The sequence below is a fragment of the bacterium genome (assembly GCA_030647555.1).
Taxonomy (GTDB): domain Bacteria; phylum Patescibacteriota; class Andersenbacteria; order UBA10190; family CAIZMI01; genus CAIZMI01.
Genome location: JAUSJG010000012.1, coordinates 1 through 13,913, shown reverse-complemented (window position 1 = coordinate 13,913; position 13,913 = coordinate 1). Strand labels below are relative to the sequence as shown.

The window sequence follows — 13,913 nt, the reverse complement described above, 5'->3', positions numbered from 1 at the left end:
CAATATTCGTTCCAACGACGAAGTTGCGATAAACAGTAATGTCCGAGTTTAGTTCTTTTCACCCGCCCGGTTCACACTGCGCGGTTTTTTTATTCCAAAACTCCCGTATTCAAATCCTTCGCTTTCTCGGTAAAGAAGTTTTTTAAGTCCTCAATTGCCAATGGCTTAATCATTTTGGGCAACGCTTCAATTCTTTTCACTTTCGCCAGTTCCCCGCCCAAAAACAAATCATCAATCTTGACGCCAAATTTTGTTTGCGCGTCCTGTTTAATTTGATCCAACGAATAATCTTGCAACAAGTAATATAGATCCACAAAATCCTTCGGGTCGAAACGGTCAAGCAGGGCCATTAATTTATTGGCGGCAACATCCCGCTTGCTATCAACCTTAATACCATTCCAAAGTTTATTTTCCTCAAGGCGCGTAAACGGGTACTTCGTAAATTCAATTTTCAATTCGTCCTTACCGATCAAAAAATAAAACAAATATCTGTCATACTTTTTTTCGTACCGAATTTCATCCGCCACAATAGTGGCTTTAATTTTTTCTGCGAATGAGTGCAAAAATATACTGTCCGGATCATCAAAAGAAAAGAAATCCAGATCATCGGAATAGCGATGCCGTAAGTAACAAGCCGCTAAGGCAGTCCCACCGGACAAGTAAAAACTACCCAAATTTGGTTCGTCGACGACCATATTAATAACTTTTTTTTGAAGATTTGTTAAAATTTCTTGTTCCATAGCAATAACTCCAAAAAATCGCGGCGATTTTGCGGAATTTTTAATTCGGGCAAATGTTTTTTAAGCAGTTCCCGATTAATTTTTTCACCATTCAAACCATAATTTATCAACCGTTCCAAGTGCCAAACAGGATCAGCTGTGGCTTGTTTTTCGTATTCATTTTTATCGTAATCCCATGTCATAACCTCATAATATACTGGGCACTGAAATACCGCTAGGACAGGTTCTCGCAGGTTGACCTAACCGCTTTTTTTTGGCAATCTGAAGCAAGAAATGCGGGTGTAGTATAACGGCATTATGTCAGGTTTCCAACCTGAAGACGCGGGTCCGACTCCCGCTACCCGCTCAAAAATACCAAGTATTTTTGAGCGAGGCTCGCTCCAGCCTTCAGGCTGGGCGGCCCGCTCTCATTGAATGGTTTTGCGAAGCGAAGCAAAACAATCCAAATGTACAAAAAACAACCTCACGTCCTGTGAGCTGTTTTATTTACTGCAAAAATGGCGGAGTTGTTGGTTGTGCTGTTACTTGAACTGCCGGAGTTCTTGTCGGGAAATTTAAAATTTCCATTCCGGAATATTTTGCGATACCCCAAAAAATTAACATCATTACCACGAAAACCCCAATCCCAATCCCAATTGCTTTTAATAGTGCGTTGTTATCCATACCCATATAATAACAAATTTTAACGTTTCAGTCATCGTATCGAGATCCAGTTTTTTGTCTCTAGTTTCCAGTTTCTCGTCTCCCGTCTCCAGCTTCACATCCAGAGTAACCCCAATGAAACGAGTGCCAGCAAAATCCCTATTGTTTGAACTATTGATAACGACTCATGAAAAACTAGTAAACCGATTGCAACAGTTAAAATGGCGATCATAAGTGCCCAAATCGTCCCCATCACGGCCAACTGATTTTTATGTAACAAAGCCGGCAACCAGAACATCGCCCCAATCGCGTAAACACCTGAAACAAGAAATGCAAACGTCCAACCGGGGTTCATTCCCCACTTTTTAGAAAGATATTCACCAAAAGCACAAAACAAAGTCAAAACCAACAGCCAAACAAATGCAGGAACCTTAAGCATTATGTTCATAACTATAAAATCATATCACTCCTATAGACCAATCTCTCCAGCGATCTTCTGCATTGCTACCAAATTAATCTCAACAAACTTTTCAATCGAAATATTTAGACCATTAGGATTTACGCACTGCGCAACTTCATCACGCCTTGTTCCGGCGGCAAATTTTGGTTCTTTCAAAAATCTTTTTAATACTGATGATGTCTTTACGTCTGCGAGTTTTTTTGACGGATACACATACGCAACAGCGGTAATCAAACCAGTTAGGCTATCGACGCAAAATACTGCCCACTGCGCCTTTGTTTTTGGCTGTACACCAGTCAAACTGGGCGCGTGCGCCTTCACAATCGTGTCCACCGTATCCGAAATCTCAATACCATATTTTGCCAACACTTCCCGAGTTTTATTGGGGTGTTCACTCTTGGTTTCCCCTGCGTAATCAATATCATGAATCAAGCCAGCCAGTTGCCATTCTTCGCGTATTTCATCACCGGCGCCCAAAAGATTATTTTCCTTACAATAGTCATAAATTGCGCCCATACAGGCCTCCACTGCCAAGGAGTGATTGAAGATATTAGGCTCCAGTTTCGCTTTTACGGCTCTTTCAAATTGGTCACGATTTTGCATGAAATAGTGTTAATTATTTTACTTCTTTTTGTATATATTCCAAATATAACCTTGTCCTCTCTTGCGCGAGTGGGTTCTCCGAATTCCTATCATTCATAATTCGCGTCAACATATCATAAGTCCGTGTCAACCGAAAATTTCTTGCTTTATCAGGGTCGCCTTCTGTAACTTTGTCTATAATCTGTTGTTCATCAAATACTACAGAGTCATCTAACCACATATTTTCCACATTTCCTTTGATTGGTTCAAATAATTCCGGACGGTTTACTTGAAGATGTTTTAAGAAAACCGATTTATTTAAAATTTCCGACCAATCGTGGTATTGATTTGAAATTCGCAGTCCCTCGAAATCCAACAAAAAAATACTCAACTCGTCATCACCCGACCTTTTGACAATAATATTGTCACCGTGCGCGTCTCCGTGTGCAAAAACCGGTCTTTCCGCCATAAGAGAAGAAAATGCGCTACGAAATTCGTCTTGAAGTAATTTACCATTTTCCGCGTCGATTATACCCTCGCGAGACAAAGTCTCAAGAAAATATTGCGCATCATTAACAATCTTTTCTCCATCGTGGAACGACAAACCACTTTTGAGTGCTTCATCTGTTACAACAAGACGATGAAGATTATCGATTGTTTTTCCAATAACCACGGTTTTTTGTTCAGCGGAAAGATTAGGTTTTAATTCGGAATCGTCCTGAATATGCTCGGTTGCCAATCCGCACATCTTATCATCTTCGAAAACATCACCAATCTGCCTTACAAAATTAACATCGAGTTTATTCCCGGTCTCGACAGGGGCCTGCTCAATGATGCGAAGATTTCTTGATTCATTTTGAATTGTTTTTATATCAACTTTCTCGCCGACCTTAAACACAACATCTGTCTCCTGAAATTGCCCTTTCTGTATAAGAAAACGCTCCTGTTTATTAGGATTAAATTGTTTATACGGCTCTATTCCCAAATTAACCTCCCCACCAATCGCGCTTATTAATTCTTGCGCCTTTATTACCCGATCTTCCTGTAGAATCTCTTGATATTTAACCATCCTCTCTCTGGCTCGCGCAATTTCACCATTCATTTTGTCACCCAATTGTTGTTTTGTTTCATTTGTTAGATCAAAGGTTTCGTTGGCGTGGGCAAACTGCTGACGGGTTTCTTCTGTGGCTATTTCTAGTTCACGATCATTTTTGGGACCTTCGTATTGACTTAACTCTTGATCAAGAATCACGATGCGTTCTTTGCGTGATTCATTTGGTGTTTTTTCTTGCTCAGAATTATGGCTCGAAATATGTTCCGGCTGTGCCACAATATTTTGTTTCGGAACTTGATCTTGTACTTCCTCGGACATTATTTATTTTTTAATACGTAATACGTTGCTCTTCCTTTTCCTTGTTTTTCAATAATACCCAGCTCGATTAGTTTCCTAAAATCAAGGTTCCGTGTCGGTTTCGCCCGCTTTGTTATTTGGGCATAATCGCTGTCTTTAATAAATCCATTCGTCTTCGCAAAATCTATCACATCATAATGATAAGATTGTAATTGCGTCGCCGGCGTATTGTTTGATTTTGCAAGATCATTACCAACACGTAAAAGTTCATCAATAATGCCGTCGCTAAAATACTCCAACCATGCCGTAAAATCGACGGCATCTTTGAGCTCATAATAATTACCAACCAAGCCGACATTTTGAAAATACTTTGTCACGTTTTGATTGTAATAATTTTCAAAACTGAAAAGATTAAAAGTATTTAGCCCCATTCCGGCCAACAAAACTTTCGTTGCCAATCGTGCAGTTCGACCATTACCGTCAACAAAAGGATGAATAACAACAAATTGCTTATGAAAAATTCCCGCAACAATCAATGCGTCCAATTTGTTTTTATTTAAATTTACAAATTGTAACAGGCTCTCGATGAGCTTGGGTACATCCTTATAATCCGGCGAAAAATATATCGGCTGACGAGTTTGCGGATTATTAACAAATACCGGCTCCTGTCTAATTTTCCCCGATCGAAATTCGTTAATTAAACCGGCAGTAACTGTTTTTTGAATATCCACAATAACCCCCAAATTAAAATCGCCGACGCCTTTCTTAATTAATGTGTTAAGTTGTGTCAGCGCTTGGTTATAATTAAGTACCTCCCGCTCGCTGTCTCTGATGTGTTCTGGCGTGTTTTTCATGATTTTTTTTACCTCCGTCAAGGGCAGCGGATTTCCCTCAATGCTTGTTGAAGAATGCGCGGACACCTCTCTGGCTCTGCGTTCAAAATCCAAAAGAACGACTTCAGAAAAATTCTTATGGTTCAGTTCTGCCACCAATTGTGCAATCCGTTTAATATTCGCCAATAACCGCGAAGTGATAGTATAGCGCGGTTGAAAAATTGACTTATCCATAGACGTATTATAGACGATTTTTAGACGATTGTAAAGGGATGGGGGGCGCTGAGAATCCTTCTCCTCCGCGAAATTGCGCTCGGGGCATCTGCCCCTCGATGCAATTTCGCTCCCCCAAAGCCACAGTGTTTTTAAACATGAAGCAGTTAACGACCGCGCTGGGAATCCTTTTTCATACTCAAATCCGCCTCGCTTCGCTCGAGGCCAATTTGAGTATGAAAAAGTCTGGGTTACAAAAAACATAAAGCAGTTTATGTTTTTTGTAACCCTTCGATTCTCTAGCTTTACCTCGCTTGAGGACATATAAAAAATAGGCCCATGGGCCTATTTTTTATATGTCTTAAGTCGGGGCGCTGAGAATCGAACTCAGTCTATCTGCTCCCAAAGCAGACGTACTACCGGTATACTACGCCCCGAAATGACCACTTGATTTATGAATAATGATATATGAATGATGAAACGTACCGTCCGAGTTCATTATTCGTCAATCATAAATCATCATTCATCTCTAGACCGGAATGAATTAAAACATCCAAAACCGACACTGTCAAACCCGGCTATGCTCGAACGTTATCCTTCAGGTGCTTCCCTGGGCGGAACTTCGGCACCTTCACGGCTGGCACCTGAATCCGCTCTTGCGGATTGCGTGGATTGACGCCGGCGCGGGCTGTGCGGATGTTGGTGTAGAACTGTCCAAAACCGGCCAAATTAACTGTCTCTCCCGCCTTGAGCTGTTCCGTGATCGTATCGAGCGCGCTCAAAATGATCCTTTCCACGTCCGTGCGCGGATAATCTAATCCTCTTGAAATTTTCTCTACTAATTGGTCGCGATTCATATGTTTGATTTCATTATACTCAAACCTTTCCGCCCTGCAACAACCGTGAATTATGATAGATGATTTATGAAACGCGTAACGTGGTACTCTCATCATTCATTAATCATAAATCGTCATTCAATCAGTTATTATTTCCCGCACTCTTTTTATACTCCGTGCTTTACCTGAAGATTCATCTATATCTAAGTACACCGCATTTACTTCCCATGGTTTTTCTTCCACAACATCCAATGGAACTTTTATTTGGTTTTTAAAACGCTCTAACACAGCACCATTTCGAACACCTAATGTAGAATTCAAAGCGCCGGTCATCCCAACGTCTGAAATATAGGCGGTCCCGCCCATTAATATTTGCTCATCAGCCGTTGGTACGTGTGTGTGCGTTCCCCACATCGCACTCACTTTTCCATCGAGATAAAAACCCATCGCTCTTTTTTCAGACGTTGCTTCACCATGGAAATCCACAAGTGTAATTAACGGTTTTACACGTGGCAAGGTCGCTAACCACTGATCCACCGCGCGGAATGGATCATCGTAATCTTCGTTGAAAAAAACGCGCCCATTTATATTTAACACCGCGATAGAAACCATACCGATTTCCGCAACCACACTTCCTTTACCCGGCAAGGTCGGCATAAAGTTGGCCGGTCGCAACAAGTTACTTTCCTTTTGCAATAATTCAAATGCTTGTTTAATGTCCCAGACATGATTACCACTAGTAAACACCTTTACGCCCGCGTCAGTCATCTCACGAAATGTTTCGCCAGTTATGCCTTTACCGTGTGCCAAATTTTCCCCGTTGATAATAATAAAATCCACCGGATTTTCTTTCCGGAATTTTGTAATAAATTGTTTGGTGGCTTCTCTGCCACCTTTACCGACAACGTCTCCGAAAACGAGAATATACATGGATTTTATTTGAAAAATTAACCTAATTTACGCAACAAATTATTCAAATCGTGCGCCGACGCGACTTTATACATTTTACCGTCTACCGCCACCGAAATTGTTCCTCTTTCTTCTGATACGACAATTGCTACCGCGTCACTGTTTTCACTGATCCCTAGTCCCGCGCGGTGACGCGTCCCCATACGTTTTGCTATTTCATTTTCTGAGAGCGGTAAAGTACACGCCGCCGCAGTAATAAAACCGGCGCGGATAATCACCGCCCCATCATGTAAAGCCGAGCCAGGAAAAAAGATAGTTGTTAAAAGCTCCGTCCCAATTTTTGCGTCAACCGTTACACCGTTATCGATAAATTCCGAAAGACCGGTTTGTTTTTCCAAGACAATCAACGCGCCATGCTTGCGACCCTGTAATTCCTCGACTGCCTCGGCCAACACACGAATAGTTTCATCATCCAAGGTTTTAGAATTCGTGCGCCAAAATGGCCCCTTGCGACCCAAGCGCTCAAGGCCACGCCGCAATTCCGGTTGAAACAAAAACGGAATGGCAAATAGCAATAAGACAAAGAAAACCGTGAGAACCAGATTCATCGTCGTGAGATTCAAAAGTCGTGCCACGATTATTCCTAAGCCCACAAAAACAAAACCGATTAAGATATTTGTCGCGCGTGTGCGACGCATAAACCGAAACAAGACTGTTAATAAAATTGTCACCAACAATATATCAATAATCGCCGAAACGCGTGCCCCCATGCCGTATGTCGTAAACGACAACGGTTGTAAAATTCCCCCCTGCAAAAAACTAAGGATTTTTTCGAGCATTATTAACTAGATTACCGCAATTTTCGGGAGTTTACCACGACGTTGTTTGTACATTATATCCACACAAATTTTGTGATACACGTGAACTCCTCACATCCATATACTATATACCAAATACAATATACAAATCTAAATCCCTCCTCGCCTTTAACCCATCAGGGTAACACCGCCGATGCGTGTGCAACCTTTGAATAAAGGGAGGAATCGTTTACCTAATCTACACCACCCTCATCAAACGATCCGCCAGCCGGTTTCGTCTTTTACCAATGTTCCCACCACTTCAAAACCGGAGGCTAATTTGTGTCCACCACCGCCGAACATTTTGGCGATTTGTGAAACGTCCACTTCTTTTTCGGGCTCACTTCTTAAACTGCCTTTTAGCTTACCCTTTTCATATTCGGTAAGGAGAAAGGAAAAGCTTGTTTCGGGAATTGAGTTCAATAAATTTACAACACCGGCCAAATCATCCATCGTTGCACCACATTCTTCCAAGTCCTGGTGCGTGATAACAGAAATCACTGCGCCAGTCTTTGGATTGGCTTGAACTCGTTCCAGGGCGCGTCCAGTGATCCGTAAAGCTGAAAGAGAGCGACCTCCGTACATCGAACGCATAATCGCCCGCAAATTGGCGCCTTGTTCCATTAATTTTGAGGAAGTCTGCATCACATGCGCACTGACATTAGCGTGCTGGAATGAACCGGTATCGCCGACTATTCCCGAAAGTAGCGCTGTGGCAATTTCCGCATCCAAACTGATTCCTAGTGCCGGAATAATTTCTGCAATAATTTCACATGTTGCCGCCGCGTCAGAAATAACCAAAGCAACGGTTCCGTATCTGTCTGAAGTAATATGATGATCAATCGCGATCATTGGTTTGTTGCTCGCCTTAATTTCATCCGCCAAACCAGTACGTTTCAATTCGGAATGATCAACGGCAATGATCAGATCAAATTTTGTAACGTCTAATTTCCCGATTTGAATTTTATCAAAACCAACCAGAAATTTTAAGAAGTCTGCCGGCTGATCGGGTGTATTGGTCGTCACCGTTTTGCCAATTTTTGTTAAGGCCAGTGCCAATGCCAAAATTGAACCAACTGCGTCACTGTCCGGTCGGGCATGCGTGGTAATTAAAATATTTTGCGCCTTTGCCACCAAATCCTTAATCCCCTCGACTTCTTTACTGTATGAAGCAAGAAATTTGGGCAACATAACCATCTCGTTATTCATCGATTTTCTTTAAAAGTTCCTCAATATGTTCAGAATAGGCCGGCCCTGCGTCCATTTTCACGCTCAACCGCGGAATCGGACGGGTTTGCACCTTACGATTCACTTCCCCCTGAACAAAATATAAATTGTGACGAATAATTTTCGCGCAATCAGGCCCCATAGCATCCGGCAAAACGGAAACCCAAATGAGACCATGCCGTCGGTCTTTTGATAACTCCACTTTTGTTACCGTAACTAACGTCTCTAAAGGAAATTCAATGTTCTTCAAGAAAAATTCCGCCACGGTTTTTTGCAGGTAGTGTTCAAGTTGTTCTTCGCGATGCATATGGCAGATTTGTTATTGCTAATTCTAATCTTAGGTTAATCTAAGTCTCCAAATTATTCTAATCAAGTGACAATCAAATTTTCAATTATCAATTCCCATTTAATTATCAATGACTCAATTATCAATTACGACGTCGTTGTTTGATAATTTAAGAATTCATCATTAATTGATAATTGGTCATTGAAAATTGATAATTCGTTTCAATCCGCCTTATTCCGTCCACTACCCAGCTTCCGCTTCTGCACTTCCTCATGATAAACCATTAGAGAATCGCCTTCCTTGGCCTTACCATTTCCCTCAAATGTAATACCACATTCTTGACCGGCCTTCACTGTTTCGGCCTCATTTTTATTTTGCTGGAGTTCCGTAATTTTCCCGGTCGCGATAAGCAAGTCGCCACGCATAATTTGCACCAATTCTTTCTTTTTGGCGATACCGTTCACTACGCGCCCACCGACAATTTGACGGCCCCTGACCGAGAAAAACACCTTTACAACAGCAACCTTTCCAAGATCTTCACGCACAATAATTGGTGGCAACAAATCTTCCAAACGTTGTCGCACCTCTTCGGCCAGTTCATAAATAATCTTAAACGACTTAATCGTGACTTTGCCATTATCGGCCATTCTAACGGCCGCGGTAGCGGTATTCACGTTAAACCCAAAAATAATTGCCTTAGCCGGTTCGGCCGTCATAATGTCGTTTTCAGTAATATTACCGACATTGGCTGACAAAATTTGTGTCTTTACTTCGTCATTCCCCATCGCCTGTACCGTCTGCTTAATGGCTTCCAACGAACCTTGCGTGTCTGCTTTCAAAACGATATTGAGTTTTTTCACCAAATCTTTCGGTTCTTCCTTTGGCTGTTCATTACGATTTCCAGAATATCTTGACTCAACCGGCTTTTTGACAATAGGAGTTGAAACGGATTGACGTGTAATCTGTTTTACGGTACGCACCCGTGCCGCCTTTTCCCGCGCCTCGGCTTGTTCTTCCACGGCCTGCAAAATATCACCCGCATCCGGCAAATCTTGAATACCAACAATTGTGACCGGCATTGAAGGTAAGGCTTCTTTTAACGAACGCCCGTCATAACTAATGATACGGCGCACTTTACCGGCCGTTTTACCAACCACAATGTTATCGCCCATATGCAACGTCCCTGCATGAATCAAAACCGTCGTCAGCACACCAACCGATGAATCACGCCGTGACTCGATAACGGTGGCAAGCGCGGCACGATTTACAATAGCCTTCGGTTCATTAATTTCCGCTACCAATAGAATTGTGTCTAACAAGTCGTCTAATCCAGTTCCCTTTACGGCAGAAACCGGCACAACCGGTGTCTTTCCTCCATACTCTTCCGGCACTAATTCCAGTTCCGACAATTGGCGCTTTACTTTTTCCGCGTCCGCGCCCGGTTTATCCATTTTTGTAATCGCCACAATAATCGGCACATCGACGGCTTTGGCATGACGAATGGCTTCTTTGGTTTGTTCTTTAATACCATCATCCGCCGCGACAACCAAAATCGCCACATCCGCCAATGAGGCCCCACGCTTGCGCATAAATTCAAACGCTTCGTGACCAGGCGTATCAATAAACGTAATGAGCTTCCCTTTTTTCTTGGCCTGATAACTGCTAATCTTTTGTGTAATTCCTCCCGCCTCACCGGCTGCCACATTTGCTTCTCGAATCGTATCCAATAAGGTAGTTTTTCCGTGATCAACGTGACCCATGATCGTTACCACCGGTGGACGAGAAACTTGATGTTCCACATCTTCCTTTGTCAAAATTTCCGCCAGTTTTTCCGGCGTCAAAACATCTTGTTCCAATTCCGTCACGTTTTCTTCGGTTTGATAGCCCAAATCTTGCGCGATGATGGCAGCGGTCTCATAGTCCAAATCTTCATTCACTGTCGCAGCTACCCCGTTTTTCAAAAGTTGCTTGATAATTTCGGTGACCGGCAGCTCAATTTTCAACGCAAAATCACGTACCGAGACAATCGACGGCAAACGGACAAGTTCTTTCTTTTTTACTTCGCGACGCCTGCTGTCGCGCACTAATCCCTTAATCCGGTAAGCATCTTTGTCCTGTAAACGTTTTACGCCCTCATCAATACGCACGCCCGCCAAACCCATATAACGACTCAATTCCGAGTCGCTTAAATTCAATTCCTGCTGTAAATCTTGGATCTTAATGCCCATAACATATGCAGGTTATGCTAAAACCACTATAAAAGCAAGCTAAAAACCTTCATTTAAGCCACCCTCTAATACTGATACCATTTAAATCCCAATGACCAAGCCCCAAATCCCAAAAAAAACAATTTCTAAATGACCAAATTGCCTGTTTATCATGGCGTTTTTCAGTACTAGCCTTGACGTCCCAATTCCAGTAGCATTCCTGTATATGCGTCTAGAACACGAGCAAGTCGAGCATTTGAAAGGCGAAATCAAGCGAATTGTGGGCAAAAGACTGGATTTAACGCAATACCAGCTCTTTTTCTTCGGCTCGCGCGTTTCCGGACGTGGAGACGAACATTCTGATATTGATATTGGGATCGAAGGAAAAGAACCAATCCCCTCTCTAACCAGAAGCAAAATCGAAGAAGATATCGAAAACTTGCCCATTTTATACAAAATTGACTTTGTTGACTTCAAAACGGTTTCCGAAGATTTTTATCGCATTGCCAAACAGACGATTGAACCGATAGAATAGGCTTATGCCTGAAGAAATTTTGAAACAATTAGCGACGGCGGTAACACGCCTTGAAGAGGCGCTTGCGGAACCAAAAAATTCCATGGTCCGTGATTCAGCGATATTGCGTTTCGTAATTGCCACAGAGTTGTCGTGGAAAACGGTAAAATGGTATTGCGAGGATAAATTAAAGGTCCGCTGCGCGTCACCAAAAGCTTGCTATCGAGAAGCATATAACCAGGGACTAATAAAATACGAGGACAAGTGGTTGAAAATTTGCGACGACCGCAACGATGTGGCGCATATCTACAAAGAGTCCCTTGCGGATGAGCTATTCACAAAACTGCCGGAATATCTGAAATTGTTTCAAGAATTACTGAAAAAACTACAAGAAGAAAATAAATAAGGTGCCACTTACGCGCCTTTCATCATCGTCGCATTCTTCAAAACGCGTGCCTCTTCTTCCGAAAGATTTTGCAAGGCATTGCCAGTTTTAATTGCCTTAGCGTAAACACGGGTCGCCTCGCGATTATGTAAGGAGGTTACAACTACACCGGAGTTGAATGCGTCTAAAAGCACAAGTGTAAAGCTTTGGTTTCCACCTACGCCCGGATATGGATTATAGCGTTCAAAAGCGACTTTACGTAATGAGTTTTGTATAGCGTGATGCAGATACTCCGAGGCTTTTAACAGTTCATCAAGGTTCGCGCTGATTTTAGTCAACGATTCTCCGTGTTCGATTAAGACATTCTCCAAGTCTTTGCCGTCTTTTCCGGACATAAAAGCGTGAAGCCGTTTTTCCGTTTTACGGTGTTGCAGAAAAACAAAGACAAAAAAAACCATCGCGACGACACCGACAACGAGAGCTGACATTGAGAGAATTGATTGGGAGTCCATGGGGTTAGATTAGTATGTTCTGAATGTTATGACCACTAGTGCTAAATCGAACTACCAATAATCAACCAGCCAAATAATTTTTAATTTGAAATTTTTAATCAATTTGAAATATCGTAATAAATTAATTTGAAAAACGCGTTTGTATTTCAAATTTAGATATTAAAAATTGATTTCAAATTACAAATTTTAAATTTCAAATTGAAAACCTCACAATTTTACAACCTTGACTGTTTGAGTATCTAGAATATTTTTTACACGAACTTATTTATTACACGTTGCGACCTCACCGTTCGCAAATCGATTCTTTCAAATTCAAATGGCAAATTTTCGACCAATGATGTTTCGTTAATCACTTTCACCGTTACTTTGCGGATGTTTTCATTTTTTACAAACCCGCGCACCAATGAAATATGCGGTTTGTGCGCATACAGATCACGAGCCAATAAAAATTTCGGATGGTTGATTAATTTATCTGCAGAACCAGCAGGCAAAATTCCCTTCTTTTCCCAAGCCGTCACTCCATTTTTTACAAACTCCTGCAACTTCAATTGAAATGCGGTTTCCTTCGTTCGCAAAACGGTAACGTAATAACCTTGCGCGGACATAAAAATCTCGTAAGCCACTGGTTCATCAGTTGTAACTTCACGTTCCTCCTGTTTCATCTCAATCAAACCCAACAGGTCATTATAAGTGACCGTCGCTTCGATTCCAGCCAGCTTTAACGCTCGGTTCCAATTGAAAGCCGAGTCCAAAAACAATTCCGTCTTGTGAAAATCACCGCGCGACACCAATTTGTGCTTCACACCCAGTTTTTCGAACTTCTTGTCTAAATAGACCTTATGTTTCATAATCAGGTCTTTTGCGTCCTCCGTAGGTTCCGCCCGAAGGTAAATTTGCGCCTTTTGGTCGCCAGTCGTTTGAGTTTGCATTGTATCCATTACCAGCACCATAACAAATTGCTCTTCAAAGAGCAATTTGTAGAAATACCTCAAAATGAGCACGAAATAAGATGAAAATTGAGTAGACAGAAGGCCATTTTTGCGTTAGTTTGTAGGGGGAATTCATTCATGCCTGCCGGCCGTAGCTCCGCCAGCTGGCGAACGCGAAAGTTGGAATTGCCCCTCTACGCGTGGACGCGAACAGAAAATTGAGATTTTGGAGAGGTCGGATAGCCCGGTTTATTCCGCCGCACTTGAAATGCGGTATCCCGCAAGGGATCGTGAGTTCGAATCTCACCCTCTCCGCCAATTTTCACTTTTTGTGAAATCGTAAGAAACAGCCTCGGCGCAAAGCGCCTCGGCATGGTATTTTTCCGCAATTTTAAAGGCATTTTTGAAATCCAAAACCAAAGTGCGGTCG

The 13,913-nt window shown here is 42.2% G+C and carries 17 protein-coding genes and 3 tRNA genes; 4 read left to right on the top strand and 16 right to left on the bottom strand.

Annotated features, from left to right (window positions below; genetic code table 11):
• Nucleotides 1-89: 89 nt before the first annotated feature.
• Together Q7S57_03515 and Q7S57_03510 are read right to left on the bottom strand one after the other, a co-directional pair.
• Nucleotides 90-740: a nucleotidyl transferase AbiEii/AbiGii toxin family protein gene (locus tag Q7S57_03515; GenBank protein ID MDO8512316.1), complete on the bottom strand. Its 651-nt coding sequence runs from the start codon at nucleotides 738-740 to the stop codon at nucleotides 90-92.
• Entirely contained in the window at nucleotides 722-922 is a 201-nt protein-coding gene (locus tag Q7S57_03510; protein MDO8512315.1) for a hypothetical protein, read from the bottom strand. The genes Q7S57_03515 and Q7S57_03510 overlap by 19 nt, the downstream gene beginning before the upstream one ends.
• 93 nt (nucleotides 923-1,015) lie before the next feature.
• Between Q7S57_03510 and Q7S57_03505 the strand changes: the two genes are divergently transcribed.
• Nucleotides 1,016-1,086, top strand: a tRNA-Gly gene (locus Q7S57_03505).
• A gap of 140 nt (nucleotides 1,087-1,226) precedes the next feature.
• On the opposite strand, the gene Q7S57_03500 is transcribed toward Q7S57_03505, so the two are convergent.
• The 12 genes from Q7S57_03500 to infB all read right to left on the bottom strand — a co-directional run bounded on the left by Q7S57_03500 (nucleotide 1,227) and on the right by infB (nucleotide 11,164).
• Entirely contained in the window at nucleotides 1,227-1,403 is a 177-nt protein-coding gene (locus Q7S57_03500; GenBank protein ID MDO8512314.1) for a hypothetical protein, read from the bottom strand.
• A 94-nt stretch (nucleotides 1,404-1,497) separates the two neighbouring features.
• Entirely contained in the window at nucleotides 1,498-1,830 is a 333-nt protein-coding gene (locus tag Q7S57_03495) for a hypothetical protein (GenBank protein MDO8512313.1), read from the bottom strand.
• 21 nt (nucleotides 1,831-1,851) lie between these two features.
• On the bottom strand, nucleotides 1,852-2,445 hold the full coding sequence (locus tag Q7S57_03490; protein ID MDO8512312.1) for an HD domain-containing protein: 594 nt from the start codon (nucleotides 2,443-2,445) through the stop codon (nucleotides 1,852-1,854).
• A gap of 13 nt (nucleotides 2,446-2,458) precedes the next feature.
• Entirely contained in the window at nucleotides 2,459-3,796 is a 1,338-nt protein-coding gene (locus Q7S57_03485; protein MDO8512311.1) for a hypothetical protein, read from the bottom strand.
• The gene (locus Q7S57_03480; protein ID MDO8512310.1) at nucleotides 3,796-4,842 is read right to left on the bottom strand and encodes a Fic family protein; all 1,047 of its coding nucleotides are present in this window, start codon (nucleotides 4,840-4,842) and stop codon (nucleotides 3,796-3,798) included. Before Q7S57_03480 ends, Q7S57_03485 begins: the two co-directional genes overlap by 1 nt.
• 345 nt (nucleotides 4,843-5,187) lie before the next feature.
• A tRNA-Pro gene (locus Q7S57_03475) sits at nucleotides 5,188-5,258 on the bottom strand.
• Nucleotides 5,259-5,399: 141 nt separating this feature from the next.
• The gene (locus tag Q7S57_03470) at nucleotides 5,400-5,774 is read right to left on the bottom strand and encodes an HU family DNA-binding protein (protein ID MDO8512309.1); all 375 of its coding nucleotides are present in this window, start codon (nucleotides 5,772-5,774) and stop codon (nucleotides 5,400-5,402) included.
• 21 nt (nucleotides 5,775-5,795) lie between these two features.
• The gene (locus Q7S57_03465) at nucleotides 5,796-6,587 is read right to left on the bottom strand and encodes a TIGR00282 family metallophosphoesterase (protein MDO8512308.1); all 792 of its coding nucleotides are present in this window, start codon (nucleotides 6,585-6,587) and stop codon (nucleotides 5,796-5,798) included.
• Between the two features lie 17 nt (nucleotides 6,588-6,604).
• Nucleotides 6,605-7,405: a diadenylate cyclase CdaA gene (cdaA, locus tag Q7S57_03460; protein ID MDO8512307.1), complete on the bottom strand. Its 801-nt coding sequence runs from the start codon at nucleotides 7,403-7,405 to the stop codon at nucleotides 6,605-6,607.
• Nucleotides 7,406-7,636: 231 nt separating this feature from the next.
• Nucleotides 7,637-8,632 carry a bifunctional oligoribonuclease/PAP phosphatase NrnA gene (locus tag Q7S57_03455; GenBank protein MDO8512306.1) on the bottom strand — a complete coding sequence of 332 codons (996 nt, stop codon included), beginning with the start codon at nucleotides 8,630-8,632 and terminating at the stop codon, nucleotides 7,637-7,639.
• A complete protein-coding gene (locus Q7S57_03450; protein ID MDO8512305.1) occupies nucleotides 8,625-8,957 on the bottom strand; it encodes a ribosome-binding factor A in 333 nt (110 codons plus the stop codon). Before Q7S57_03450 ends, Q7S57_03455 begins: the two co-directional genes overlap by 8 nt.
• Before the next feature lie 200 nt (nucleotides 8,958-9,157).
• Entirely contained in the window at nucleotides 9,158-11,164 is a 2,007-nt protein-coding gene (infB, locus tag Q7S57_03445) for a translation initiation factor IF-2 (GenBank protein MDO8512304.1), read from the bottom strand.
• A gap of 205 nt (nucleotides 11,165-11,369) precedes the next feature.
• Between infB and Q7S57_03440 the strand changes: the two genes are divergently transcribed.
• Together Q7S57_03440 and Q7S57_03435 are read left to right on the top strand one after the other, a co-directional pair.
• Nucleotides 11,370-11,678, top strand: coding sequence for a nucleotidyltransferase domain-containing protein (locus Q7S57_03440; protein MDO8512303.1), 309 nt, complete (start codon nucleotides 11,370-11,372; stop codon nucleotides 11,676-11,678).
• 4 nt (nucleotides 11,679-11,682) lie between these two features.
• Nucleotides 11,683-12,063, top strand: coding sequence for an HI0074 family nucleotidyltransferase substrate-binding subunit (locus Q7S57_03435; GenBank protein MDO8512302.1), 381 nt, complete (start codon nucleotides 11,683-11,685; stop codon nucleotides 12,061-12,063).
• An 8-nt stretch (nucleotides 12,064-12,071) separates the two neighbouring features.
• Here Q7S57_03435 and Q7S57_03430 read toward each other — a convergent pair whose 3' ends face one another.
• On the bottom strand, nucleotides 12,072-12,554 hold the full coding sequence (locus tag Q7S57_03430; GenBank protein MDO8512301.1) for a DUF4446 family protein: 483 nt from the start codon (nucleotides 12,552-12,554) through the stop codon (nucleotides 12,072-12,074).
• Between the two features lie 251 nt (nucleotides 12,555-12,805).
• Nucleotides 12,806-13,492 carry a hypothetical protein gene (locus Q7S57_03425; GenBank protein MDO8512300.1) on the bottom strand — a complete coding sequence of 229 codons (687 nt, stop codon included), beginning with the start codon at nucleotides 13,490-13,492 and terminating at the stop codon, nucleotides 12,806-12,808.
• A gap of 219 nt (nucleotides 13,493-13,711) precedes the next feature.
• Here Q7S57_03425 and Q7S57_03420 point away from each other — a divergent pair.
• A tRNA-Ser gene (locus Q7S57_03420) sits at nucleotides 13,712-13,801 on the top strand.
• The last annotated feature ends 112 nt before the right edge of the window (nucleotides 13,802-13,913 follow it).

Excerpts from the sequence above, each read along its gene's own strand:
- Q7S57_03515 (MDO8512316.1), bottom strand. The coding sequence starts at position 740 with ATGGAACAAGAAATTTTAACAAATCTTCAAAAAAAAGTTATTAATATG.
- Q7S57_03510 (MDO8512315.1), bottom strand. The coding sequence starts at position 922 with ATGACATGGGATTACGATAAAAATGAATACGAAAAACAAGCCACAGCT.
- Q7S57_03500 (MDO8512314.1), bottom strand. The coding sequence starts at position 1,403 with ATGGATAACAACGCACTATTAAAAGCAATTGGGATTGGGATTGGGGTT.
- Q7S57_03495 (MDO8512313.1), bottom strand. The coding sequence starts at position 1,830 with ATGAACATAATGCTTAAGGTTCCTGCATTTGTTTGGCTGTTGGTTTTG.
- Q7S57_03490 (MDO8512312.1), bottom strand. The coding sequence starts at position 2,445 with ATGCAAAATCGTGACCAATTTGAAAGAGCCGTAAAAGCGAAACTGGAG.
- Q7S57_03485 (MDO8512311.1), bottom strand. The coding sequence starts at position 3,796 with ATGTCCGAGGAAGTACAAGATCAAGTTCCGAAACAAAATATTGTGGCA.
- Q7S57_03480 (MDO8512310.1), bottom strand. The coding sequence starts at position 4,842 with ATGGATAAGTCAATTTTTCAACCGCGCTATACTATCACTTCGCGGTTA.
- Q7S57_03470 (MDO8512309.1), bottom strand. The coding sequence starts at position 5,774 with ATGATGAGAGTACCACGTTACGCGTTTCATAAATCATCTATCATAATT.
- Q7S57_03465 (MDO8512308.1), bottom strand. The coding sequence starts at position 6,587 with ATGTATATTCTCGTTTTCGGAGACGTTGTCGGTAAAGGTGGCAGAGAA.
- cdaA (MDO8512307.1), bottom strand. The coding sequence starts at position 7,405 with ATGCTCGAAAAAATCCTTAGTTTTTTGCAGGGGGGAATTTTACAACCG.
- Q7S57_03455 (MDO8512306.1), bottom strand. The coding sequence starts at position 8,632 with ATGAATAACGAGATGGTTATGTTGCCCAAATTTCTTGCTTCATACAGT.
- Q7S57_03450 (MDO8512305.1), bottom strand. The coding sequence starts at position 8,957 with ATGCATCGCGAAGAACAACTTGAACACTACCTGCAAAAAACCGTGGCG.
- infB (MDO8512304.1), bottom strand. The coding sequence starts at position 11,164 with ATGGGCATTAAGATCCAAGATTTACAGCAGGAATTGAATTTAAGCGAC.
- Q7S57_03440 (MDO8512303.1), top strand. The coding sequence starts at position 11,370 with ATGCGTCTAGAACACGAGCAAGTCGAGCATTTGAAAGGCGAAATCAAG.
- Q7S57_03435 (MDO8512302.1), top strand. The coding sequence starts at position 11,683 with ATGCCTGAAGAAATTTTGAAACAATTAGCGACGGCGGTAACACGCCTT.
- Q7S57_03430 (MDO8512301.1), bottom strand. The coding sequence starts at position 12,554 with ATGGACTCCCAATCAATTCTCTCAATGTCAGCTCTCGTTGTCGGTGTC.
- Q7S57_03425 (MDO8512300.1), bottom strand. The coding sequence starts at position 13,492 with ATGGATACAATGCAAACTCAAACGACTGGCGACCAAAAGGCGCAAATT.